Origin of the sequence: Marmoricola endophyticus (assembly GCF_014644415.1) — a bacterium.
Classification (GTDB): domain Bacteria; phylum Actinomycetota; class Actinomycetes; order Propionibacteriales; family Nocardioidaceae; genus Marmoricola; species Marmoricola endophyticus.
Map to the genome: position 1 here is coordinate 117,152 of NZ_BMKQ01000001.1, position 23,571 is coordinate 140,722.

Below are 23,571 nucleotides of genomic sequence, written 5' to 3' on the forward strand. Positions count from 1 at the left end.
CGGTCCGCCCGGGGGCCGGGCGGGGGAAGATAGGCTCAGGTCGAGGCGTTGCAGACAGCAGTTCCGGCCCACGCGTGGCCGGTACGGGAGGAGACCCATGGTGCTGTTCCGAGAGGAGCTCGGCCGGGTGCTGCGCGCAGAGCGGGTGGAGCAGGAGATGACCCTGCGCCAGCTGTCCGCGAGGGCGCGGGTCAGCCTCGGCTACATCTCCGAGATCGAGCGCGGCCACAAGGAGGCGTCCTCGGAGCTGCTCGCCTCGCTGTGCAGCGCGCTGGACCTGCCGCTGTCGCGGCTGCTCGGCGAGGTCACCGACTCCGTCGCCGCCCACGAGCGCCGCACGATCCAGGTCTCCGGGCAGGTCGCGACCCTGCCGGCCGTCCCCGCACGGGCCGGCGAGCCGGTCTCCAGCGCCGCCTGAGCCCCGTCGGGCTCAGCGGGTCCCGGCAACCTCCTCGAGCCTCGTCAGCTCCTCGTCGAGCCCGGTCAGCAGCCGCTGCAGGCTCGGCACCGCTCGGCGGCAGCCGGTCAGCCCGAAGTCCATCTCGCCGTCGTCCCCGCCGTAGCTCGCGCACGTGATGTTGAGCGCCATCCCCTGCAGCGGGATGGACAGCGGGTAGAGGCCGACCAGCTCCGCGCCGTTGTGGTACTGCTTCTGCTTCGGGCCGGGCACGTTGCTGATGATGAGGTTGAACGGCGGGCGTACGAGCTCGTGGACCCGCAGCGCCGGGTTGATCACGGCCGGTGCCAGCCCGATCGCACTCATCGCGAGGATCTGCGTGGGCGTCATCGTGCCGAGCGTCTGCTTGCCCTCCTGCATCGACCGGTGGACGGCGTCCAGCCGGTCGGCGGGGTCGGCCAGGTGGGTGCCGAGCTGCACCATCACCGAGCCGACGGAGTTGCCACCGCTGGAGGACGCCTCGTCGCCGCCGGCGTGCAGACTGACCGGCACCATCGAGACCAGCGTGCGGTCCGGGAGCGCGTCGTGGTCGAGCAGGTAGTCGCGCACCGCTCCGCTGCACATCGCGAGCACCACGTCGTTGAGGGTGGTCCGGGTCGCCGTGGCGACACCGCGCAGGCGCTGCATCGACCAGCCCTGCGCCGCGAACCGGCGCGAGCCGGTGATCGAGGTGTTGAACATCGTGCGAGGCGCGTTCAGCGCCACCGCCGAGGTCTCGTTGCGCAGCGAGCCGAGGAGCGTACGGCTCAGGGCGGCCGGCATCCCCACCGCGTCCGCGGTCAGCGACCTCGCGGCGCGCAGCGCCTGGGAGCCGATGCCGGCGCCACCGGACGGCCGCCTCGTCGCAGCCTGCTCGGGGTCCCGCTTGGCCCACAGCACCGGGACGTCGCGCCGGTCCGGGTCGTCGGTGAGCATCGTGCGCAGCAGCCGGACGGCGGCCACGCCGTCGACCAGGCTGTGGTGCATCTTGATGTAGAGCGCCCACTGGTCGTCGGGGAGCCCCTCGATGACGTGGGCCTCCCACAGCGGCCGCTCCCGGCTGAGGCGCTGGCCCTGCAGCCGCGAGCAGAGCTCGAGCAGCTCGCGGATCCGGCCGGGCCGCGGCAGGGCGTTGTGCCGGACGTGGTACTCGATGTCGAACTGGTCGTCCGGCACCCAGGTCCACTGTCCCGCGGTCCGCGGTGAGCGGTGGGGGCGCCGCAGGAACAGCGGCTCGATCTCCTCCACCCCGATCATCTGCTCGTAGACCGAGCGGACGTAGTCCTCGCCGGCCTCCGGCGGCGTGCGGAAGATCTGCAGCGCCGCCACGTGCATCGGCATGGTGCGGTTCTCGGCGACCAGGAAGGCGGTCGAGGTGGGGTCCAGCGGGATCGGCACGGGCGTCCCCTTCGTGGTCGGTGTGACCATCCTCTCAGTGTCGGACCCGGTGCCTAGGGCACGTCTCTCAATTCGTGGCCTGCTGCCCGCCGCCCATCACGCACGCTGGCGGCGTTGCGGAAGCTCGACGGGCCGCCGGCCCGCCTTCGCTCCCGCGCCATGCCACCACCCCACGAGACCGCTCGCTGCGCTCGCGCTCCCGCGGGGACCCCGGAGTTGCCAGCGCACGCGCTGGACGACGTTCAGCGGACGGCCAGAATCGAGAGACGCGCCCTAGGGTGAGGGCCGTGCCGGACCAGCCTGCCCCGCCCTCCGCCCACGCGCCGCTCCCCGTCCTCGACCCCGCCGAGCAGCGCGTGCTGGGCTGCCTGCTCGAGAAGGAGGTGACGGTCCCGGCGTCGTACCCGCTGACGCTCAACGCCGTCCGCTCCGCCTGCAACCAGTCCAGCAGCCGCGAGCCGGTCGTGGACTACGACGAGCCCGAGGTGCACGCGGCGCTGCGGTCGCTGAAGGACGAGGGGCTGGTCGGGGTGACCTGGCAGGACTCCGGGCGACGCACGATGAAGTACGTCCAGCGCGCCGCGGTCGCCTGGTCCCTGACCGACGAGGCGCGTGCGCTGCTGACCGTCCTGCTGCTGCGCGGCGCCCAGCAGCCCGGTGCCCTGCGTACCCGGACCGAGCGGCTGCACACCTTCGAGACCCGCGAGGACGTCACCGCCTGCCTGGAGCGGCTGGCAGCGGCCGAGCCGCCGCTGGTGGCCCGCCTCGAGCGGCTGCCGCGCGAGCAGGACCACCGGTGGGTCCACCTGCTCGGCCCCGTCGAGGAGGCGCAGGCGGAACGGGCGCCCACGGCGTCCGGCGCCGAGGGTGAGTCGGTGCTCGCCCAGGGCGCCGAGGCGCGGGACGAGCGGGTGCGCCGGACGTACGACACCGTGGCGTCCTCGTACGCCGACGCGCTGAGCGAGGAGCTGGCCGGCCTGCCGTTCGAGCGGTGGCTGCTGGACCGCGTGGTCGCCGAGGTCGGGTCGGCGCCGGTCGTCGAGGTGGGGACAGGTCCCGGGCACGTGGCGGCCCACCTGACCGCGGCCGGTGTGACGGCGACGGGGCTCGACCTCTCGCCGGCGATGGTCGAGCAGGCGCGCCTGCGGCACCCTGGGACGACGTACGAGGTCGGCGACCTGCGCCGCCTGATGCGCCCGGCCGCCGCGGACGGCTGGGGGGCCGTGCTGGGGTGGTACTCGCTGATCCACCTCGCGCCCTCCGAGCTGCCCGCGGCGCTGGAGTCCCTGCTCCGGCCGCTGCGCCCCGGTGGCGTGCTGCTCCTGGCGCTGCACGCCGGCGAGGGTCTGCTCACCGGCACCGAGTGGTTCGGGCACGAGGTCGACCAGCGGGTGGTGCTGCACCGGCCCGCCGAGGTCGTCGCTCTCCTCGAGCGGGCCGGGCTGACGGAGGTGGAGTGGTACCTGCGTGGACCGCGCACCTCCCGGGGCGAGACCACGCAGCGGCTCTACGTGCTGGCCCGCTCGGGCGTCCGGCCTGCGTGAGGAAGGGCCGCCGGTGCCCGTAGTCAGGCGTAGTGCGGTGTCCACCGAGCGCGGTGGATCGCTGCGCGCAGCTGGGCCTCCGTGGCGGGGGGCGCCACACCGTCCTCGACCGCGGCCAGGGCGGCGGCCAGGGCAACCCGGCGGGCGGTCGCGGGGAGGTCGCTGACCGGGGGCAGCAGGGGCGCGGGGTCGTCGGTCGCCCTCTCGGCGGCGACGGCGCCGAGCTCGGTCGCGGCCGCGACCAGCATCGAGTCCGTCACCCGGGTGGCGCGGGCGGCGGTGACGGCGAGGCCGATCGCCGGGAAGACGTAGACGTTGTTGCTCTGCGCGACCTCGACCTCGACACCGTCCACCTCGACCGGCGGGTACGGCGAGCCGGTCGCGACCAGCGCGAGGCCGCCGGTCCACGTCATCAGGTCGGCCGGGTCCGCCTCGGAGCTGGACGTCGGGTTGGACAGCGGCAGGATGATCGGTCGGTCGACCAGCCCGGCCATGGTGGACACGACCTCCTCGTCGAAGAGGCCGCCCACGGTGGAGAGCCCGACGAGCGTGGTCGGTGCGACGTTCTCGATGACGTCGATCAGCGACGGCTTGGTGGTCGTCCACTCGTCGAGCTCGTCGGCATCGCGGGCGTACGCCTGCTGCTCGGGGGACAGGCCCCGTCGTGAGGTGGTGAGCAGCCCGTCGACGTCGACGACCCAGATCCGCCCGCGCGCCTCGTCCTCGGACAGGCCGGCGCGCACCATCGCCTCCCGGACCATGTCGAGCACGCCGATCGCCGCCGACCCGGCCCCGACCATCACCACCCGCTGGCCGGTCAGGGCCACCTTGCTCAGCCGGGCGGCGCTCGTCAGCGCTCCGAGCACGACGGCGGCCGTGCCCTGGATGTCGTCGTTGAAGGTGAGCATGGTGTCGCGGTAGCGCTCGAGGATCGGACGTGCCTGTGCGGTCGCGAAGTCCTCCCACTGCAGCAGCACGTCCGGGAGCTCGGCTCGTACGGCGTCGACGAACTCGGTCACGAAGTCGTCGTAGTCGCTCCCGGTCACGCGCTTGTGCCGCCAGCCGAGGTAGCGCGGGTCGTCGCGCACCTCCGTGGTGTCGGTGCCGACGTCGAGCAGCACCGGCAGCGTCCTGGCGGGGTCGATGCCGCCGACCGCGGTGTAGAGCGAGAGCTTCCCGATCGGGATGCCCATGCCGTTCGCCCCGAGGTCGCCCAGACCGAGGATCCGCTGTCCGTCGGTCACCACGATCACGTCGACGTCGCGGTGCGGTCGGTTGGCGAGCAGCTCGCGGATCCGCCCGCGATCGGCGTAGGAGAGGAACAGCCCGCGCGGGCGGCGGTAGATCTCGCTGAACCGTCTGCACCCCTCGCCGACCGTGGGCGTGTAGACCACGGGCAGCATCTCGCTGACGTGGTCGGTGACCAGGCGGTAGAAGAGCACCTCGTTGGTGTCCTGCAGCTGCCGGAGGTAGATCAGCTGGGCGACGGGGTCCGCGCAGGCGAGGAACGCCGCGTGGCACCGGGCCACCTGTTCCTCGAGGGTCTCCACCGCCGGGGGGAGCATGCCCCGCAGCCCGTACGCGTCGCGCTCCTCGTCGGTGAAGGCGGTGCCGCGGTTGGTGAGGGCGTCGTCGAGCACTGCCTGGCCGACGAGGACGGACGACGGGACGGGACGGGACTCCATGCGCCCATCATCGTCCTGCGGCCGCGAGCGCGCCTCAGGCCGGGGAGGTGACGAAGTCGATCAGCTCCTCGACGCGGCCGAGGAAGGCCGGCTCGAGGTCGCCGTAGTCGCGCACGCCGCCGAGGATGTGCTTCCACGCCCGGGCGACGTCGGCCTGGTCGCGGTGCGGCCACCCCCAGGCCTGGCACACGCCCTTCTTCCACTCCAGGTGGCGCGGCACGGTCGGCCAGGCGGTCTTGCCCAGGCGCTGCGGCTTCACGGCCTGCCAGACGTCGACGTACGGGTGCCCGACGACCAGCACGTGCGCGGCGAGCGGGCCGCGCGCGACGGCGTCGGCGATCCGGCTCTCCTTCGACCCCCGCACCAGGTGGTCGACCAGCACGCCCGCCTTGCGGTCGGGTCCGGGACGGAAGTCGCGGAGCTGCTCGGAGAGGTCGTCGATGCCGTCGAGGTACTCCACGACCACGCCCTCGACCCGCAGGTCGTCGCCCCAGACCTTCTCCACCAGCTCGGCGTCGTGCCGTCCCTCGACGAAGATCCGGCTGGCCCGCGCGACCCGGGCCTTGCTGCCGGGCACGGCGAGCGAGCCCGAGGCCGTACGGCCGGGGGCCGCCGGCGCGGTGCGCGTCGTCGGCGCGACCAGCTCGACGGGGACGCCCTCGAGCAGGAACCCCGGCCCGAGGGGGAAGGTGCGCCGGCGCCGCTTGCGGTCCTCCAGGGTCACGGTCCCGAGGTCGCGCTCGACCCGGACGATCTCCCCGCACCAGTCGGTGCCGACCTCCTCCACCACCAGGCCGAGGTCCGCGACGGTCTCCACGGAGCGACCCCGTCGTGGTGCGCGCCAGTCGCTGGAGAGGACGTCGGTGCCGTAGCGATCGCTCACGCAGAGGAACGCTAGACGTCCGTGCCGGCGGTTCCCGGCAGCGAAACACCTCTTGCGTGAAGAACAGTTGCGATATATCGTTAGAGCATCGCGAGGCAACGGAAGCCTCGCTCCACGCTCACGACACAGAAGGAGGTCCCACCATGGGACGCCACCACCACTTCACCCGCGAGCAGGTCGAGGACCTGCGTCGCGGCTTCGACACCGCCGTGCACGACACCCCCGACCTCGCCGGCCCGCGCCGCGGCGACCGCCGCGCCCGCGGTGGCTTCGGCGGACCGCCCTGGGCCGGCTTCGGAGGCCCGGGGGGATTCCCTGGCGGGTTCCCGGGGTTCGGGGGGCGCGGCCCCGGCGGACCCGGGGCCGGACGACGTCGCCGTGGCGACGTCCGCGCCGCGATCCTCGACGTGCTGGCCTCGCAGGACGCGGCGCAGGAGTCGTTGAACGGCTACCAGGTGATCCAGGCGATCGCCGAGCGCACCGACGAGGCCTGGAAGCCGAGCCCGGGCTCGGTCTACCCGACCGTCCAGCAGCTCGAGGACGAGGGTCTGGTCCGTACCGAGGAGAGCGGTGGCCGCAAGGTCCTGCTGCTCACCGACGAGGGCCGCACCTACGTCTCCGAGCACGCCGACGAGCTCGCCGCCGTCTGGGCGCCGTTCGCAGAGGGCGACACCGAGGGCTCCGGCCGCAAGGACCTGAAGAAGGCGGTCGGCGAGACGATGGCCGCCGTCTGGCAGGTCGCGGCCACCGGCAGCCCGGCGCAGGTCGAGCAGGCCGTCGAGATCCTGGCCGACACGCGCAAGCGGATCTACACAATCCTCGCCGAGGGCGACCCGCGCTGACCCCTCACACGAGGGGCAGCCTGCGCCGGGCGCGGGGGAGTGCGTCGTACCCCCGCGCCACGGCGTGCGCCAGCCGCTCGGCCGGGTAGGGCCACGAGGCGGCGCCGAGCGCGTCGTCGAGCGGCACCCCGCGGTCCACGAGGTCGCGGACGGTCTCGGCCACCGTGCCGATGTCGTTGCGCTGCTCCTCGACGAGCTCCCTGCCCACCAGGCGGCCGTGCCCCGGCACCACGACGGTGTCGGGACCGGTCAGGCCGATCACCAGGTCCAGCGCGAGCGGCCAGGACAGCGGGTGGGAGTCGGGGCCGTACGACGGCACGTCGGACTCCTCGACCAGGTCGCCGACCACGAGGACGTCCGCGGTGCCCGCTGGGTCGGTCACCCGCGCCACCAGGTCACCGCCGGTGTGTGCCGGACCGGGGTGCACCAGCTCGACCGCGCGGTCGCCGAGGTCGATCACGTGGACCGACGAGAAGGTCGTGTCCGGCACGGTGACCCTGGACGCGAGCACCTCCTCGCGGCGAGGGGCGTCGAGGGGCAGGCCCGCCGGGTCGCGGTCCCACTCCTCGATCTCGGCGAGCGCCGCCTCGTGGGCGATCACCGGTACGTCCGGGTACGACGACCGCAGCGCCGCGTTGCCGAGGACGTGGTCGTGGTGGGCGTGGGTGTTGACCACTGCCACGACAGGCCCGATGCCCTGCGCGGCCAGGTCGTCGAGCACGGCACGCCCGGCCGCCTCGCTGCCGTGCGTGTCGATCAGCACCGTTCCCCGCTCGCCGCCGACGGCGGTGAGGTTGACGTCGTACCAGCCGCGCCGGCTGACCCACACGCGGTCGGCCACCTCGACGAACCCCACGTCCGGCTCGGGCTGGTGCGGCGCGTGTCTCATCCCGGCGAGCGTAGTCCCGGAGGCGTTCCCGAGTAGGCTTGGCACTCGAGACCAGGGAGTGCCAGACGCAGGGACGCGAAGGAGGACCTCGTGCAGGAGGAACGTCGCCTGGCCGTGCTCCGCGCGATCGTGCAGGACTACGTCGCCACCAAGGAGCCGGTCGGCTCCAAGACGCTGGTCGAGCGACACAGCCTCGGCGTCTCGCCGGCCACCATCCGCAACGACATGGCCGTCCTCGAGGAGGAGGGCCTGATCGCCCAGCCGCACACGTCGGCGGGGCGGGTGCCGACCGACGCCGGCTACCGGGTCTTCGTGGACCGGCTGTCCCAGGTCAAGCCGATGTCCGCGGCCGAGCGCCGGGCGATCGCGGCCTTCCTCGACGGCGCGGTCGACCTCGACGACGTCGTCCAGCGCAGCGTGCGCCTGCTGGCCCAGCTGACCCACCAGGTCGCGATCGTGCAGTACCCCGTCCTCTCCGGGTCGACCGTGCGACACGTCGAGCTGGTCTCGCTCGCGCCGGCGCGGCTGCTGCTGGTGCTGATCCTCAGCACGGGGCGGGTCGAGCAGCGGCTCGTCGACCTCGACCCCGGCGACGCGGTGCCGGACGCCGAGACCGTGTCCGCGGTCCGCGCCGACCTCCAGCGCGCGACGGTCGGAGCCTCCGTGGTCGCCGCCGGGGACGCCTTGGCCGACCTCGCGTCCCGGGTGCCCGGGGAGCGTGCGGCCCTGGTGACCCGGGCGGCGGGGGTGCTGGCCGACGCGATCTCCGACCACCGCTCGGACGAGCGCGTGGTGGTCGGCGGCACGGCCAACCTCACCCGCTTCGGGGACGCGTTCGACACCTCTCTGAAGCCGCTGCTGGAGGCGCTGGAGGAGCACGTGGTGCTGCTCAAGCTGCTCGGCGAGACCGGCTCGAGCGGCGACCTCACCGTCCGCATCGGAGCCGAGGGGCCGCTGCAGGAGCTCTCGTCCACCTCCGTGGTGGCCAGCGGCTACGGCCCGGGCGCGGACGGCAGCGCCGCGCTCGCCGCGCTGGGCATCGTCGGACCCACCCGCATGGACTACCCGGGAACGATGGCGGCGGTCCGCGCTGTTGCGCGCTACGTCTCCGCCATCCTCGACGAGTCCTGAGCGACCTCGCTCCACGCCCACCCACAGACGCCCGCACACGCACCGTCGTACGAACGACCGAAGGAACCGATGGACCCCTACGCCACCCTGGGCGTCGACCGTGAGGCCGACGCCGACACGATCAAGAAGGCCTACCGCCGGCTGGCGCGCCAGTACCACCCCGACGTCAACCCCGACCCGTCGTCGCAGGAGAAGTTCAAGGAGGTCTCCGCGGCGTACGAGGTGCTCTCCGACCCCGACAAGCGGCGCACCTTCGACCTCGGCGGCGACCCCTTCGGCCAGGGCGGCTTCGGTGCCGGGGGAGCGGCCGGGCAGGGCTTCTCCTTCACCGACATCATGGACGCGTTCTTCGGCGGTGCCGCCGGGGGAGCCGGCGGTGGGCGCGGCCCGCGCAGCCGGGTCCGGCGCGGCCAGGACGCGCTGGTCCGTCTCGACGTCAGCCTGGCCGAGGCGGCCTTCGGCACCACCCGCGAGCTGAAGGTCGACACCGCGGTCACCTGCTCGACCTGCGAGGGGTCCGGCGCCGCGCCGGGCAGCACCCCGGTCGTGTGCGAGACGTGCCACGGCCACGGCGAGGTGCAGCAGGTGCAGCGCTCGTTCCTGGGCGAGGTCCGCACGCTGCGGCCGTGCGCGGCCTGCCGCGGGTACGGCGAGCTGATCCCGGACCCCTGCCGCGAGTGCGCCGGCGACGGCCGGGTCCGCTCGCGCCGCGCGCTGACGGTGAAGATCCCGGCCGGCGTCGACACCGGCACCCGGGTCCAGCTCTCCGAGGAGGGCGAGGTCGGACCCGGCGGCGGGCCCGCCGGTGACCTGTACGTCGAGATCGCCGTCCGCTCGCACGACGTGTTCACGCGCCAGGGGGCCGACCTGCTGTGCCACGTCACCGTCCCGATGACCGCGGCGGCGCTGGGCACCACGCTGACCCTGCCGCTGCTCGAGGCCGACCTGGAGTCCTCGGACCCCGAGCTCGAGGTCTCCCACGAGCTCGACGTGCGCGCCGGGACGCAGTCCGGCGCCGAGCACGTCGTCCGCGGGCGTGGCGTGCCGAGCCTGCGCGGCACCGGACGCGGCAACCTCGTCGTGACCGTCGTGGTGGAGACGCCGCAACGGCTCGACGACCAGCAGCGCGACCTGCTGCGGGAGCTGGCCAAGGCCCGCGACGAGGAGTCGCCGGACGGTCGCGTCGAGGCCGCGCACAAGTCGTTCTTCGGCAGGCTGTTCAAGTGAGCCTGCCGACGTTCCTCCACCCGGGCGTCGCCGGCCTCGCGGTCGGCGACGAGGTCACCCTCGACGGCGACGAGGGCCGGCACGCCGTCGTGGTGCGCCGCGTCCGCGAGGGCGAGCGCCTGCAGCTGGTCGACGGCACCGGCGGCACCGCCGAGGTCGCCGTGACCGCGACCGGCAAGAAGGACCTCACGGCGCGGGTCGAGACGGTCGAGCAGCTTCCTGCCGAGGAGCCGCGGGTGACGGTCGTCCAGGCGATCCCCAAGGGTGAGCGGGCCGACCTCGCCGTCGAGGTGCTCACCGAGGTCGGCGCCGACGTGATCGTCCCGTGGGCCGCCGAGCGGTGCGTCGGCGTCTGGCGACCCGAGCGTGCCGAGAGGTCGCTGGCCCGCTGGCGGGCGACGGCGCGCGAGGCGGCCAAGCAGGCGCGCCGCGCGTTCGTCCCCGAGGTCACGGAGCAGGCCGACACGACCCGGGTGGCCGAGCTGCTCGAGCAGGCGTCGGTGCCGGTGGTGCTGCACGAGGCGGCCTCGGGTCCGATCGGCAACCTGCCCATCCCCGGCCGTGGCTCGATCGTGGTCGTGGTCGGTCCCGAGGGCGGCATCTCCGAGGCCGAGCTCGCCGCGTTCGCCGCCGTCGGCGCCGAGCCGGTACGCCTGGGGTCCTCGGTGCTGCGTACGTCCACGGCGGGCGTCGCGGCCGTGGCGGCGCTGCTCGCCCGCACCCGGCGGTGGTCGTGACCCGGCGGGTGCTGGCGTACGCCGGCGGCGGCTGGATGGCCGGCGACCGCGGCTCGGCGCTGGACGCGCACCTGCTCTCGCTGACCGGGCGTGAGCGGCCCAGGATCTGCCTGGTCCCCACGGCGTCCGGCGATGCCGACTCGGTGATCGAGCTGTTCCACGACTCCTTCCCGCCCGAGCGGGCCGAGGCCAGCGTGCTGACGCTGTTCCCGCGGGAGGTCGACGACATCGAGGCGTTCCTCGCGGCCCAGGACGTGGTCTACGTCGGTGGGGGGAGCACCGCCAACCTGCTCGCGGTCTGGCGGCTGCACGGGGTCGACACCGCCCTGCGCTCGGCGTACGACGCGGGCACCGTCCTCGCCGGTGTCAGTGCGGGGATGAACTGCTGGTTCGAGGCGTCGGTCACCGACTCCTTCCTCGTCGACACGAGTCGGCCGCTGCCGGACGGGCTGGGCATCCTGCCCGGCTCCTGCTGCCCGCACTACGACGGCGAGGCGAGCCGGCAGCCGGCGTACACCTCCCTGGTCGCGGGCGGCTTCCCGGCCGGCGTGGCAGGCGACGACGACGTCGCGTTCTCGTTCGAGGACGAGCGGCTGGTCGAGGTGGTGTCCTCGCGACCGGGCGCCCGGGCATTCCGGGTCTCCGCGCACGAGGGTGCGGCGGTCGAGGAGCCGCTCGAGGTGCGGGTCCTCAGCTGACGGTGACCGTGCGCGAGTCGGTCGTCGGGCCGCCGCCCTCGCCACCGCCCGAGGCGTCCCCGTCGCTGACGCTGAGCGTGTAGCGGCCCGGTGGCGCCGTCACCTCGAAGGTGTACGGCGAGAACGTGCAGCACTCCTGCGTCGTCGCGGTGCCCTGCTGGACGACGCTCCCGTCCTGCGACTCCAGCCGCCAGGTCAGTGCGGCCTCGTTGGCCGCCGCCCGGCCCGACACCGTGAACGGCGAGGAGACGGCGTCCGGTCCGGGGGAGTCGACCTGCACCAGGCCGAGGGTGCTCAGCTCGTCGCCTTTCGTCACGGCGGTCGAGGTGTCGGCCCCGAGCACGCTGTCGACGGCGGCGCCGCCGACCGTGAAGGTGACGGGTGTGTCCTCGCCCAGCACGGCGTCGACCGTCCAGACCACCGACTGCAGCGCGAGGGCGCCGGCCTCGGGTGTGCCGCTGTCACCGCTGGCCTCGAGGTCGGTGCCGGTCAGGTCGACGGTGACGTCCCCGTTCTCGCGGGTGACCTTCGCCTGCGTCTCGTCGGGGAACGCCGAGGTGCGTGAGGAGTCGGTCGAGTCGCCGGCGACCGCGCCCGCCACCGCCGCCTGCAACCGTCCTTCCACAGAGGTCGCGGTGTCGGCAGGTGCCTCGTAGCGCTGGGAGGTCCGGAACAGGCGCTGCCCCGCCGCGCTCGCGCCGAGGAAGTACACCGGGACGACCACGTCCGTGGTCTGCGCGCTGCTGGGCGTCGGGGTCGGCGACGTGGAGGGGGTCGTGTCCGCGGCGGGCTCCTCGGAGCCGCTCGTGGCCAGTCGTACGCCCACCACGAGTGCGACGACCAGCACGATCAGGCTGATCACGACCACGGCAGTCCGGTTGTGTCCCACGCGTCTCATGCTTCCACCTGCTCGGCCGGGACGCGGAGCAACGCGCGGACCCGCTCGGCCTCCTCCTCGACCGCTGCGCCGGTCGAGGCTCGTACGCGGGGCTACGGTGAACCGGTGAGCGAGCCACGGAGCGAGTGCCTGTTCTGCCGGATCGTCGCCGGGGAGGTCCCCGCCGAGGTGCTCCGCACGACCGAGTCCACCGTCGCCTTCCGCGACGTGTCGCCACAGGCGCCGACCCACGTGCTGGTGGTGCCGCGCAACCACCACCCCCACGCCGCGGCGCTGGCCCAGGACGAGCCGGAGACCCTCGCCGCGCTGGTACGCACCGCGCACGAGGTCGCCGCGGACGAGGGGCTGGGGGAGGCGTACCGCCTGGTCCTCAACACCGGCGAGGCGGCCGGCCAGAGCGTCTTCCACGTGCACCTGCACCTGCTCGGTGGTCGCGAGCTGGGCTGGCCGCCCGGCTGAGTCGAGACGAAGGCGCGCGCGTCGGCCCGCGGTGAGGCACGATGGGGTCATGACCCATGGTCGCGAGCAGGACCCGGGTGCGGACTGGGAGCGCTACCGCTACGTCGCGGGCGAGTCCGCGCCGGGCGTGTGGTTCGAGGACGGCGACCCGACACCGGCCCGCTGGGGACCGGGGACGCCGTTCGGCACCCCCGAGGCCGCCCGGATCGGGCTGGACCGCAACACCGTCGAGGGGTCGCAGGTGGCCTTCTTCGCGCACCTGCGGGGGGACAAGCGGTCGCACAAGGTCGTCGCCTGGGTCGCGCTGGCCGTGCTCACCCTGCCGCTGCTGCTCACGGGCCTGAGGATCATCACCGAGTTCGGCGGCTTCCTCGTCGCGCTGCCGGGACGCTGATCGGCCCCTCGCCCGGGCGGTGGAATGCGCCGGCGTCTCCCCGTGGTTTCACGGGTGACCACTCCTGGTGGCTCACCTACGATGGGTGCGCCGCGATCCCGCACCGAGAGGGCCCCACCGGGCATCCATGACCCAGCACCACGACCGCACCGACACGCCACGCTCCACCGTCCCCGCACCGGGACACGTGGTCACGGTGCCGAACAGCATCGACATGGTGGCGCTGCTCGGACCGGGCGACGAGCACCTCCGCCTGATCGAGCAGTCCTTCGACCTCGACGTCCACGTCCGCGGCAACCGGATCACGCTGACCGGCGAGCCGCCCGAGGCGGCGCTCGTGGAGCGTCTCCTCGAGGAGCTCGTCACCATCCTGCGCACCGGCCAGGCGGTCACCACCGAGACCGTCGAGCGCGCCATCGGGATGCTGCGCGCCGAGACGACCGAGCGGCCCGCCGACGTCCTCAGCCTCAACATCCTGTCGAACCGGGGCCGGACGATCCGTCCCAAGACGCTGAACCAGAAGCGGTACGTCGACGCGATCGACAAGCACACGGTCGTGTTCGGGATCGGGCCGGCCGGGACGGGCAAGACGTACCTCGCCATGGCCAAGGCGGTCCAGGCGCTGCAGAACAAGCAGGTCAACCGGATCATCCTGACCCGGCCCGCGGTCGAGGCCGGCGAGAGCCTCGGCTACCTGCCCGGGACGCTGTCGGAGAAGATCGACCCGTACCTCCGGCCGCTCTACGACGCGCTGCACGACATGCTCGACCCCGAGACGATCCCGAAGCTGATGGCCGCGGGGACCATCGAGGTCGCACCGCTGGCGTACATGCGCGGTCGCAGCCTCAACGACGCCTTCATCATCCTCGACGAGGCGCAGAACACCTCGCCGGAGCAGATGAAGATGTTCCTGACCCGGCTGGGCTTCGGGTCCAAGATCGTGGTCACCGGCGACGTCACGCAGGTCGACCTCCCCAGCGGCGTGCGGTCGGGCCTGCGGGTGGTCGAGGACATCCTCGACGGGATCAAGGACCTCTCGTTCAACCGGCTGACCGCCAACGACGTCGTACGCCACCGGCTGGTCGCCGAGATCGTGGCGGCCTACGACGCCCACGACGCCGAGCAGCAGGCCCGCCAGCGCCCCGGCCCTGCGGGCCCCCGTGGCTGAGGAGGAGTCCGACGTGAGCATCGAGGTGCTCGACGAGTCCGGTCACGGCGTCGACGTCGGGCGGACCCAGCGGCTCTCACGGTTCGTGATGGACCGGATGCGGGTGCACCCGCAGGCCGAGCTGTGCGTCACCGCCGTCGACGAGGACACCATCGCGGAGCTCAACGCGAAGTGGATGGACAAGGAGGGCCCGACCGACGTGCTGGCCTTCCCGATGGACGAGCTGCGGCCCGGGCAGGTCAACGAGGACCCCGAGGAGGGTGTCCTCGGCGACCTCGTGCTCTGTCCGGTGGTCGCTGCGGCCCAGGCGGAGACCGCCGGGCACGGCGTCGTCGACGAGCTGGACCTGCTGACCGTGCACGGCATCCTCCACCTGCTCGGCTACGACCACGCCGAGCCGGAGGAGCACGCGGAGATGTTCGGTCTGCAGGCCCGCCTGCTGGCCGAGTGGCAGGGGGAGCCCGGGTGAGCCTCGACCTCCTCCTGGTCGTGGTGGCCGCGGCTCTCGTGGTCGTGGCGGGTCTGCTCAGCAGCGCGGAGGCCGCACTCTCGGCGTTCTCCCGCGCACGGGCGGAGGAGCTGGTGGCCGAGCAGCGGCCGGGCGCTCGTGCCCTCCTCGCCGTGACCGAGGACCCCCCTCGTGTGCTGTCGACGACGCTGCTGCTGCGCCTGCTGGCCGAGATCAGCGCCATCGTGCTCGCGACGGTGCTGGTGCTCGACACGCTCGGGGGCTCGGACACCTCGACGGTCCTGACCCGACGCTGGCCCTCGATCCTGGTCGCCATCGCGGTGATGCTGGTGGTCTCCTTCGTCCTGATCGGGGTGGCTCCGCGGACCCTGGGACGCCAGCACGCCGAACGGGTGGCCCTGCTCTCGGCCGGGCCGCTGCGTGTGCTGACGAGGGTGCTCGGTCCCGGGCCGCGCCTGCTGATCCTGGTCGGCAACGCGATCACGCCGGGCCGCGGGTTCAGCGAGGGCCCGTTCGCCTCCGAGGCCGAGCTGCGCGAGCTGGTCGACCTGGCCGAGGCCTCGCAGCTGATCGAGGGCGAGGAGCGGGCGATGATCCACTCCGTCTTCGAGCTCGGCGACACCATCGCCAGGGAGGTGATGGTGCCGCGGACCGACGTCGTCTTCGTGGAGCGGCACAAGACCCTGCGCCAGACGATGTCCCTGCTGCTGCGCAGCGGCTACTCCCGGCTCCCCGTGATCGGGGAGGACCTCGACGAGGTCGTCGGCTTCGCCTACCTCAAGGACATCAGCCAGCGGCTCTTCGACCGCAACGACGCCCGCAAGGATCCCGTCGAGTCGGTGATGCGCCCGGTCCTGCACGTGCCGGACAGCAAGCCGGCCGACGACCTGCTGCGCGAGATGCAGGCCGACCGCAGGCACATCGCTATGGTCGTCGACGAGTACGGCGGCACCGCCGGTCTGGTCACCATCGAGGACATCCTCGAGGAGATCGTCGGCGAGATCGCCGACGAGCACGACGCGGCCGGCCAGGACGTCGAGGAGCTGCCCGAGGGGTTGTTCCGGGTGTCGTCGCGGTTCCCGGTCGACGACCTGGAGGACCTCGTCGGGATCCGCATCGTCGACGACGAGATCGACTCGGTCGGTGGCCTGATGGCCAAGCACCTGGGGAAGGTCCCGCTGCCCGGGTCGCGGGTCGACATCGCCGGTCTGCGCCTCGAGGCCGAGTCCACGTCCGGGCGGCGCAACCGGATCGGCTCGGTCCTCATCAGCCGGGCACCGGCCGTCGTCGAGGTGCCCGAGCCGACCCGGTGAGCGTGCGGCTCCAGCCGCTGGTACGAGCACGGGTCGCCCGGCTCGGAGCACGGGGAGCGGACTGGGCCGAGCGGCTGCCGGGTCGCCTCGAGGACCTGTGCGAGCAGTGGGGGCTCGAGCTGGGTCGTCCGCTGGCGGGCGGGTCGGCGTCGTACGTCGTCGCGGCGCGCACCCGGGACGGCGCCCCCCGTGTGCTCAAGGTGCTGGTGCCCGACCCCGACCTCGCCGACGAGGCGCCGGTGCTCGCCGCCGCCGACGGAACGGGCTACGCACGGCTCTACGAGGTGGAGCCCGACGCGCTGCTGATGGAGGCGCTGGGACAGCCGCTCGAGCGGTCCGGCGCCTCACCGGAGGACGCGTTCGGCGCCCTCGTCACGACCCTGCGTCGGGCCTGGCAGGTGCCCGCCGGCCTGGTGGTCGGCCGTCGGCCCGTCGACAAGGCGGCCCTGCTGGCGGCCGACCTCGAGCGCCATGTCGCGCTGGTGGCACCCGCGGTGGCGGACGAGGTGCGCCGCACCGTCGACGCAGCCGGTGAGGTGGCCCGGGCGCTGTCGGCGGCGTACGACCCGGCGGCCGGTGTCCTCGCCCACGGCGACGCCCACCCCGGCAACCTGCTGCGCCGCCCCGGCGGTGGCTGGGCCTTCGTGGACCCCGACGGTCTGGTCGTCGAGCCGGCGTACGACCTCGGCGTGGTGCTGCGCGACCACAGCCGGCGGCTGCTGGAGCACCCGTCCGCTGCGGATCTGCACCGCGGGTGGGTGGCGCTGGTGGCGGACCAGGCCGGCGCCGATCCGGCTCGGGTCGCGGCGTGGGCGTTCGTGGAGCGTGTCTCGACCGGGCTGTTCGTGTGCGCGCTGGGCTCCCCGGCGGTCGGGCTGCCGTTCCTGAGGAGCGCCGCGCTGCTGGTCCCCTAGGCTGAGCTGCATGGATCTCGAGGACCCCGAGGACCGCAAGCTGGTCACGCTGGCCCGCGCGACGCGCGGCCGTACCCAGGCCGCCGAGGGCGCCGCGGTGCGCGACTCCGACGGGCGGACGTACGCCGCCGCGACCGTCGACCTCCCCTCCCTGCAGGTCAGCGCGGTCGGCGTCGCCGTCGCGATGGCCGTCGCCTCGGGGAGCAAGGGTCTGGAGTCCGTCGTCGTGCTCACCGATGCCGGCGCGGTGGCCGAGTCCGACGTGGCGGCGGTCCGGGACTTCGGCGGCGACGGTGTGCCGGTCCACCGCGGCGACCCCAAGGGCGACGTGCGCGAGACCACCGCGACCTGATGCCGGTCCCACCCGGTGTGGTCCTCATGGGCGACCCGCGCGTCACCTCGCTGGCCGCCGTCGACAACGGCGAGCCGCTGGTCGACGTGCGCGACCTGGGCCTGCACGTGCATCCCGACAAGAGCCAGCGCCACCCGGACTACTTCCTCCTCCGCGCGGGCGTCGCGGAGCGTCTCGGCCAGGCACGCCGGCTCCTGCCCGAGCCGTACGGGCTGCTGATCATCGAGGGCTACCGGCCCTTCGCCGTCCAGGAGGCCGCGTTCGACCGTCACCGGCGCCGTCTGGCCGACGCCGACCCCTCGCTGTCGGACCACGACGTGTTCATGGCCGCCAGCCAGTACGTCTCGCCGCCCGCCGTCGCACCCCACGTCTCGGGCGCGGCCGTCGACCTGACCCTCGTCGACGAGTCCGGGACCCGGCTGGACATGGGCACCGAGGTCGACGCGACGCCCGAGGAGAGCGGCGGCGCCTGCTACTTCGCGGCGACCAGCATCTCCGAGACCGGTCGGCGCCACCGCGAGGTCCTGGCGGCGGCACTGGGCGGAGCCGGCCTGGTCAACTACCCGACCGAGTGGTGGCACTGGTCGTACGGCGACCGCTACTGGGCGCTGGTCACCGGCGCGCCCGAGGCGATCTACGGTCCCGTCGGGTCGTGTGCCTGAGGTGATGCCCTGGGGTCATCTCAGGCGCACGACCCGTGTGGATGCCGTCGGCGGGCAGGTCTACGCTGGCTGGCTGTGGCAGAGGTGGGACGGGAGCGGCACGAGCAGGCCGTCGCAAGGCTCAAGGCGTCGTACGACGCCATCGCTCCGGGCCAGCGGGTACGCCTCGCGAAGCGGACGTCGAACCTCTTCCGGCCCCGCGACGCGGTGCAGACCCCGGGGCTCGACGTCAGCGGCCTGACGGGTGTGATCTCCGTCGACCCGCAGGCTCGCACGGCCGACGTCCAGGGCATGTGCACCTACGAGGACCTCGTCGACGCGACCCTCCAGCACGGGCTGATCCCGCTGGTGGTGCCGCAGCTGCGCACGATCACCCTCGGCGGCGCGGTCACCGGCATGGGGATCGAGTCGACGTCGTTCCGCAACGGGCTGCCGCACGAGTCGGTCCTGGAGATGGACGTCTTCACCGGCGCGGGCGAGGTGGTCACCGCCACGCCCGACAACGAGCACGCGCAGCTGTTCGCGACGTTCCCCAACTCGTACGGCTCGCTCGGCTACGCGACCAGGCTCCGCATCGAGCTCGAGCCGATCGCGCCGCTGGTCGAGCTGCAGCACCTCCGCTTCGACGACATGGGCCTGCTGGCCAAGACGATCGGGGAGATCGTCGACACGAGGGAGTACGACGGCCGGCGCGTCGACGGCCTGGACGGCGTCTTCTTCGAGCCGGGCGAGGCGTACCTCACGCTCGCCCGCTGGCGCGAGGAGCCGGCGCCCGGCGCACAGACCTCGGACTACACCAGGGACCGGATCTTCTACCAGTCGCTGCAGCACCGCGAGACCGACCTGCTGACCGCCTACGACTACCTGTGGCGCTGGGACACCGACTGGTTCTGGTGCTCGGGTGCGTTCGGGCTGAAGAACCCCGTCGTCCGTGCGCTGTGGCCGCGGCGCTGGAAGCGCAGCGACGTCTACCACAAGCTGGTCGGGCTGGACACGAAGTACGGCGTCGCCGACTTCCTCGACCGCCGGGCCGGGCGGCCGAAGCGCGAGAAGGTCATCCAGGACATCGAGGTGCCCGTCGAGCGGCTGCCCGAGTTCCTGGAGTGGTTCGACGACTCCGTGGGCATGCGGCCGGTGTGGCTGTGCCCGCTCCGGCTGCGCGACACGCCGGAGACCCCGGCGCACGCGTGGCCGTCGTACCCGCTCGAGGCGGGGACCACCTACGTCAACGCCGGTTTCTGGGGCACCGTCCACGTCGGTCCCGAGGCGGCGCAGGCGCCGACCAACCGTGCGATCGAGCGCGAGGTGCGCGCTCTCGGCGGCCACAAGTCCCTCTACAGCGAGGCCTTCTACGACCGGAGCGAGTTCGACCGGCTCTACGGCGGGCCCAACCTCGAGGCCGTCAAGGGCGTCTACGACCCCGACGGCCGATTCCCCACCCTCTACGACAAGGCGGTACGACGCGGATGACCGACATGAAGACCCGACCCGGTGAGCCCCGCAGCACCGGCTCCGACCAGCTGTCCATCGGCGCCCTGGTCGACCGGCTGCTCAAGGGCGGCATGCCGCTGCGCTTCACCGCGTACGACGGCTCCTCCGCCGGCCCGGAGGACTCCCCGGTCGGACTGCACCTGGCCAACGAGCGTGGCCTGCGCTACCTGCTGACCGCGCCGGGCGACCTCGGGCTGGCGCGGGCGTACGTCGCCGGCGACCTGCAGATCTCCGGCACCCACCCCGGCAACCCCTACCCGGCGATCTCCGCGCTCAAGGAGCACACCCACTTCGAGATGCCGCCCCCCGCCGAGCTGCTGCGCATGCTGCGCCACGTCGGGCTGTCCAACCTCGTGCCGCCGCCCCCGCCGCCGCAGGAGATGATGCCGCGCTGGCGCCGTCTGATGGAGGGCGTGCGGCACTCCATGACCCGCGACGCCGAGGCGATCCACCACCACTACGACGTCTCCAACCGGTTCTACGAGCTGGTCCTCGGCCCGTCGATGACCTACACCTGCGCCTGCTTCCCGAGCGAGACCGCGACGCTGGAGGAGGCGCAGTTCTTCAAGTACGACCTCGTCGCGCGCAAGCTCGGTCTGCAGGCCGGCCAGCGGCTGCTCGACGTCGGCTGCGGCTGGGGCGGCATGGTCCGCCACGCCGCCAAGGAGTACGGCGTCAAGGCCATCGGCGTCACCCTCTCCGAGCAGCAGGCCGAGTGGGGGCAGGCGAGGATCAGGAGCGAGGGGCTCGAGGACCTCGCCGAGATCCGGTTCATGGACTACCGCGACGTGCCCGAGGGCGAGTTCGACGCGATCTCCTCGATCGGGCTGACCGAGCACATCGGCATCAAGAACTACCCCGCGTACTTCACGGCCCTGCGCGACAAGCTCAAGGACCACGGCCGGCTGCTCAACCACTGCATCACCCGCGCGGACAACCGCTCGGACGGCGGCGCGGGCGCGTTCATCGACCGGTACGTCTTCCCCGACGGGGAGCTCACCGGCTCCGGACGGATCATCTCCACGATGCAGGACCTCGGGCTCGAGGTGCGTCACGAGGAGAACCTCCGCGAGCACTACGCGATGACGCTCGCCGGCTGGTGTCGCAACCTCGAGGACAACTGGGACGAGTGCGTCGCCGAGGTGGGCGAGGGCACGGCGCGGGTGTGGGGCTTGTACATGGCCGGCTCGCAGGTCGGCTTCGAGATCAACGAGATCCAGCTGCACCAGGTGCTCGCGGTGAAGCCGGACGCCTCGGGTCGTGCGGACTTCCCGCTGCGACCCACCTGGCTGTCCTAGTCTCTCCCCACCGTGCTCACACTCCGCTCCCGCCTGCTCGCCGCCCTCGCCACCGTCGTGGCGGGGGCGGCGCTGGTGGTGCTGCCCGGGTCGCAGCCCGCGGTCGGAGCGGGCGGGGTGCCGCAGGTGAGCGGGGCGCGCTACGTCGGCGACTTCCCGGACCCGTCGGTGGTCCGGGCGGGCAACACCTACTACGCGTACGCCACGAACACCTCGAACCTGAACCTGCCGACGGTCAAGTCCACCGACCTGAAGACCTGGGCGGCGGTCGGCGACGCCCTGCCCCGCGCGGTCGGGTGGGCGCGCTCGGTGCGGATCGGCGGGCGGACCGTGTCGCGCACGTGGGCACCGGACGTCGCCTGGGTCCGTGACCACTTCGTCGCGGCGTACGCCGTCCCCGTCTCCGGCGGCTCGAAGCCCAAGCGCTGCCTCACTCTCGCGACCTCCTCCTCGGCCGCGGGCCCCTTCACCGACAGCTCCTCGGGTCCGCTGGTCTGCCCGTCCGACCAGGGTGCGATCGACCCGCAGGTGTACGTCGCCGGGCGCACGCCGTACCTGCTGTGGAAGACCGAGGGCGTCGTCGGCCGCGCACCGACCCGGCTCTGGTCGCGCCGGCTCGACGCCGAGGGCACCGGCTTCGCGGACGGCTCCAGCGCGACCGAGCTGCTGCACACCGAGCTGTCCTGGGAGGGCAACGTCATCGAGAACCCGGCGATGATCCGGGTCAACGGGCTGACGTACCTCTTCTACTCCGCCAACGAGTACCGCGCCGCCGACTACGCCGTCGGGTACGCCGTCTGCCGTGGGCCGTCCGGCCCGTGCGAGCGACCGAGCACCCGCCCGCTCCTGGCCAGCGGAGGCGGCGTCGAGGGCCCCGGAGGCCCGTCGCCGGTGATGGGGCCCGACGGTCGGCTGATGATGGCGTACGCCGCCTGGGACGCCGGTCGGATCGGCTACCCGCGGTACGGCCGGCGGCTGCACACCGCGACGCTGGCGATCGGCGAGGACGGCCGCCTGCGGGTCACCGACCGTGGCTGAGCGCCCGGGCGAGCCGGTCCCGGCGCGGGTCGTCGAGCGGACCGTGCTCAGCGACCACCTGGTGCGGCTCGTCCTCGAGCCGAGGCAGGAGTGGACCTCGACCGGCGTGCTCGACGAGTGGGTCGCGCTGCGGCTGCCCGACCAGTTCCAGACCCGCTACTACACCGTCCGCGCCGCCCGTGGAGGGCGGATCGTGGTGGACGTCGTCGTGCACGCCGAGGGCCTCGTGACGCGGTGGGCCCAGACCGACTGCGTGGGTCAGGACGTCGGCGTCTCGGCGCCGAAGGGCTCGTACGCCGCGCCCGAGGACGCCGGGTGGCTGGTGCTGGTGGGCGACCTGACGGCGCTGCCGGCGATCGCCCGGGTCGTCGAGGAGACCACCGACCTCCCGGGCCGCCCACGGGTCCTCCTCGAGGTGCCGGCCGGGACGCGGCAGTCGTACCCGGACCTGGACGAGGCCCGCGCCGACGTCACCTGGCTGGAGCCTCCGGGCCCGGACGAGTCCGCGCTGGCCGAGGTGGTGGCCGGCATCGACTGGCCCGAGGGGCCGGGCTACTTCTGGATGGCGGGGGAGTCCGCGCAGATGCGCGAGATCCGGCGCCACCTGCGCCGCGACGTCGGGTTCGGCACCGACCGCTTCGACGTGATGGGCTACTGGTCGCAGGGGCGGGCACGGCAGACCCGTCGGGTCGACCCGCGTCCCGCGCACGAGAGGAGTCCCGAGTGACGCCTGAGTTCCGCTCCGGCTTCGCCTGCTTCGTCGGGCGCCCGAACGCCGGCAAGTCGACGCTGACCAACGCGATCGTGGGGCAGAAGGTGGCGATCACGTCGTCGCGGCCGCAGACCACGCGGACGACCGTGCGCGGCATCGTGCACCGCCCGGACGTCCAGCTGATCCTCGTCGACACCCCTGGCCTGCACCGGCCGCGCACCCTGCTCGGCGAGCGGCTCAACGACCTCGTCCGCACCACCTGGGCGGAGGTCGACGTCGTCGCCGTGTGCTTCCCCTGCGACCAGAAGATCGGCCCGGGGGACAGGTACCTCGTCGCCGAGCTGGCCAAGGTGGGCCGTACGACGACGCTCGCCGTGGCCACCAAGACCGACCTCGCCGACCCGCAGCGGGTCGCCGAGCACCTGCTGGACATCGCCGAGCTGGGCCGCGAGACCGGCACCGACTGGGCGGAGATCGTGCCGGTCTCGGCGACCTCCGGCGACCAGGTCGACCTGCTCACCGACCTGCTCGCCCAGCGGATGCCGCCGGGGCCGGCGTTCTACCCCGACGGCGAGCTCACCGACGCGCCCGAGGAGTCGATCGTGGCCGAGCTGGTCCGTGAGGCGGCGCTGGAGGGCGTGCGCGACGAGCTGCCGCACTCGATCGCCGTCGTCGTGGAGGAGATGGGGCTGCGCGAGGACCGGCCCGAGGACAAGCCGCTGCTGGACATCCACGCGATCGTCTACGTCGAGCGCGACTCCCAGAAGGGGATCGTCATCGGCCGCAAGGGCGCCCGTCTCAAGCAGGTCGGTGCGGACGCCCGCCGCCAGATCGAGGCGATGCTGGGCACCCCGGCCTACCTGGAGCTGCGGGTGAAGGTCGCCAAGGACTGGCAGCGCAACCCCAAGCAGCTGCGACGCCTGGGCTTCTGAG

General features: G+C 73.2%; 25 protein-coding genes. 20 read left to right on the top strand and 5 right to left on the bottom strand.

All coding sequences use genetic code 11. The features are described 5' to 3' along the window. Positions 1-97 precede the first annotated feature (97 nt). Positions 98-418 carry a helix-turn-helix domain-containing protein gene (locus tag IEX42_RS00625; protein ID WP_188777277.1) on the top strand — a complete coding sequence of 107 codons (321 nt, stop codon included), beginning with the start codon at positions 98-100 and terminating at the stop codon, positions 416-418. Between the two features lie 12 nt (positions 419-430). Here IEX42_RS00625 and IEX42_RS00630 read toward each other — a convergent pair whose 3' ends face one another. Further along, positions 431-1,864: a WS/DGAT/MGAT family O-acyltransferase gene (locus IEX42_RS00630; RefSeq protein ID WP_229660472.1), complete on the bottom strand. Its 1,434-nt coding sequence runs from the start codon at positions 1,862-1,864 to the stop codon at positions 431-433. Between the two features lie 257 nt (positions 1,865-2,121). Between IEX42_RS00630 and IEX42_RS00635 the strand changes: the two genes are divergently transcribed. Beyond that, positions 2,122-3,378: a DUF480 domain-containing protein gene (locus IEX42_RS00635; RefSeq protein WP_188777279.1), complete on the top strand. Its 1,257-nt coding sequence runs from the start codon at positions 2,122-2,124 to the stop codon at positions 3,376-3,378. Between the two features lie 23 nt (positions 3,379-3,401). Here IEX42_RS00635 and IEX42_RS00640 read toward each other — a convergent pair whose 3' ends face one another. Together IEX42_RS00640 and IEX42_RS00645 are read right to left on the bottom strand one after the other, a co-directional pair. Continuing rightward, positions 3,402-5,063, bottom strand: a complete 1,662-nt coding sequence (locus IEX42_RS00640) for an NAD-dependent malic enzyme (protein WP_188777282.1) — start codon at positions 5,061-5,063, stop codon at positions 3,402-3,404. 34 nt (positions 5,064-5,097) lie between these two features. Beyond that, a complete protein-coding gene (locus IEX42_RS00645; RefSeq protein ID WP_188777283.1) occupies positions 5,098-5,946 on the bottom strand; it encodes a DUF3097 domain-containing protein in 849 nt (282 codons plus the stop codon). A gap of 143 nt (positions 5,947-6,089) precedes the next feature. On the opposite strand from IEX42_RS00645, the gene IEX42_RS00650 reads away from it, so the two are divergent. Further along, on the top strand, positions 6,090-6,788 hold the full coding sequence (locus IEX42_RS00650) for a PadR family transcriptional regulator (protein ID WP_188777285.1): 699 nt from the start codon (positions 6,090-6,092) through the stop codon (positions 6,786-6,788). A gap of 4 nt (positions 6,789-6,792) precedes the next feature. Here the strand turns inward: IEX42_RS00650 and IEX42_RS00655 are convergent, their stop codons facing one another. Beyond that, entirely contained in the window at positions 6,793-7,677 is an 885-nt protein-coding gene (locus IEX42_RS00655; protein ID WP_188777287.1) for an MBL fold metallo-hydrolase, read from the bottom strand. Between the two features lie 90 nt (positions 7,678-7,767). Between IEX42_RS00655 and hrcA the strand changes: the two genes are divergently transcribed. The 4 genes from hrcA (at position 7,768) to IEX42_RS00675 (ending at position 11,470) form a co-directional block, all read left to right on the top strand. Continuing rightward, positions 7,768-8,808 carry a heat-inducible transcriptional repressor HrcA gene (hrcA, locus tag IEX42_RS00660; RefSeq protein WP_188777288.1) on the top strand — a complete coding sequence of 347 codons (1,041 nt, stop codon included), beginning with the start codon at positions 7,768-7,770 and terminating at the stop codon, positions 8,806-8,808. A 69-nt stretch (positions 8,809-8,877) separates the two neighbouring features. Further along, positions 8,878-10,035: a molecular chaperone DnaJ gene (gene dnaJ, locus IEX42_RS00665; RefSeq protein ID WP_188777289.1), complete on the top strand. Its 1,158-nt coding sequence runs from the start codon at positions 8,878-8,880 to the stop codon at positions 10,033-10,035. Further along, entirely contained in the window at positions 10,032-10,772 is a 741-nt protein-coding gene (locus tag IEX42_RS00670) for a 16S rRNA (uracil(1498)-N(3))-methyltransferase (protein WP_188777290.1), read from the top strand. The genes dnaJ and IEX42_RS00670 overlap by 4 nt, the downstream gene beginning before the upstream one ends. Further along, complete coding sequence (locus IEX42_RS00675) at positions 10,769-11,470, top strand: Type 1 glutamine amidotransferase-like domain-containing protein (RefSeq protein WP_229660473.1); 702 nt, start codon at positions 10,769-10,771, stop codon at positions 11,468-11,470. The genes IEX42_RS00670 and IEX42_RS00675 overlap by 4 nt, the downstream gene beginning before the upstream one ends. Here IEX42_RS00675 and IEX42_RS00680 read toward each other — a convergent pair. Further along, complete coding sequence (locus IEX42_RS00680) at positions 11,463-12,368, bottom strand: Gmad2 immunoglobulin-like domain-containing protein (protein WP_188777293.1); 906 nt, start codon at positions 12,366-12,368, stop codon at positions 11,463-11,465. The genes IEX42_RS00675 and IEX42_RS00680 overlap by 8 nt on opposite strands. A 105-nt stretch (positions 12,369-12,473) precedes the next feature. On the opposite strand from IEX42_RS00680, the gene IEX42_RS00685 reads away from it, so the two are divergent. The 13 genes from IEX42_RS00685 to era all read left to right on the top strand — a co-directional run bounded on the left by IEX42_RS00685 (position 12,474) and on the right by era (position 23,570). Next, entirely contained in the window at positions 12,474-12,827 is a 354-nt protein-coding gene (locus tag IEX42_RS00685) for a histidine triad nucleotide-binding protein (protein ID WP_188777295.1), read from the top strand. 49 nt (positions 12,828-12,876) lie between these two features. Beyond that, positions 12,877-13,221, top strand: coding sequence for a hypothetical protein (locus IEX42_RS00690; RefSeq protein ID WP_188777297.1), 345 nt, complete (start codon positions 12,877-12,879; stop codon positions 13,219-13,221). 127 nt (positions 13,222-13,348) lie between these two features. Further along, complete coding sequence (locus IEX42_RS00695) at positions 13,349-14,389, top strand: PhoH family protein (protein WP_188777299.1); 1,041 nt, start codon at positions 13,349-13,351, stop codon at positions 14,387-14,389. A 13-nt stretch (positions 14,390-14,402) separates the two neighbouring features. Then, the gene (gene ybeY / locus IEX42_RS00700) at positions 14,403-14,858 is read left to right on the top strand and encodes an rRNA maturation RNase YbeY (RefSeq protein ID WP_188777301.1); all 456 of its coding nucleotides are present in this window, start codon (positions 14,403-14,405) and stop codon (positions 14,856-14,858) included. Further along, the gene (locus tag IEX42_RS00705) at positions 14,855-16,171 is read left to right on the top strand and encodes a hemolysin family protein (protein ID WP_188777303.1); all 1,317 of its coding nucleotides are present in this window, start codon (positions 14,855-14,857) and stop codon (positions 16,169-16,171) included. The genes ybeY and IEX42_RS00705 overlap by 4 nt, the downstream gene beginning before the upstream one ends. After that, positions 16,168-17,085 (top strand): aminoglycoside phosphotransferase family protein, encoded by a 918-nt coding sequence (locus IEX42_RS00710; RefSeq protein WP_188777305.1) that lies wholly within the window; start codon positions 16,168-16,170, stop codon positions 17,083-17,085. Before IEX42_RS00705 ends, IEX42_RS00710 begins: the two co-directional genes overlap by 4 nt. Before the next feature lie 10 nt (positions 17,086-17,095). Then, entirely contained in the window at positions 17,096-17,437 is a 342-nt protein-coding gene (locus IEX42_RS00715; protein WP_188777307.1) for a cytidine deaminase-like protein, read from the top strand. Beyond that, positions 17,437-18,099, top strand: a complete 663-nt coding sequence (locus IEX42_RS00720) for a M15 family metallopeptidase (RefSeq protein ID WP_229660474.1) — start codon at positions 17,437-17,439, stop codon at positions 18,097-18,099. Before IEX42_RS00715 ends, IEX42_RS00720 begins: the two co-directional genes overlap by 1 nt. 75 nt (positions 18,100-18,174) lie before the next feature. Further along, positions 18,175-19,569: an FAD-binding oxidoreductase gene (locus IEX42_RS00725; protein ID WP_229660475.1), complete on the top strand. Its 1,395-nt coding sequence runs from the start codon at positions 18,175-18,177 to the stop codon at positions 19,567-19,569. 5 nt (positions 19,570-19,574) lie between these two features. Next, entirely contained in the window at positions 19,575-20,888 is a 1,314-nt protein-coding gene (locus IEX42_RS00730) for an SAM-dependent methyltransferase (protein ID WP_229660476.1), read from the top strand. A gap of 12 nt (positions 20,889-20,900) precedes the next feature. After that, complete coding sequence (locus IEX42_RS00735) at positions 20,901-21,926, top strand: glycoside hydrolase family 43 protein (RefSeq protein ID WP_188777311.1); 1,026 nt, start codon at positions 20,901-20,903, stop codon at positions 21,924-21,926. Continuing rightward, positions 21,919-22,653: a siderophore-interacting protein gene (locus IEX42_RS00740; RefSeq protein ID WP_188777313.1), complete on the top strand. Its 735-nt coding sequence runs from the start codon at positions 21,919-21,921 to the stop codon at positions 22,651-22,653. Before IEX42_RS00735 ends, IEX42_RS00740 begins: the two co-directional genes overlap by 8 nt. Next, a complete protein-coding gene (gene era, locus IEX42_RS00745; RefSeq protein WP_188777315.1) occupies positions 22,650-23,570 on the top strand; it encodes a GTPase Era in 921 nt (306 codons plus the stop codon). The genes IEX42_RS00740 and era overlap by 4 nt, the downstream gene beginning before the upstream one ends. Position 23,571 lies beyond the last annotated feature (1 nt).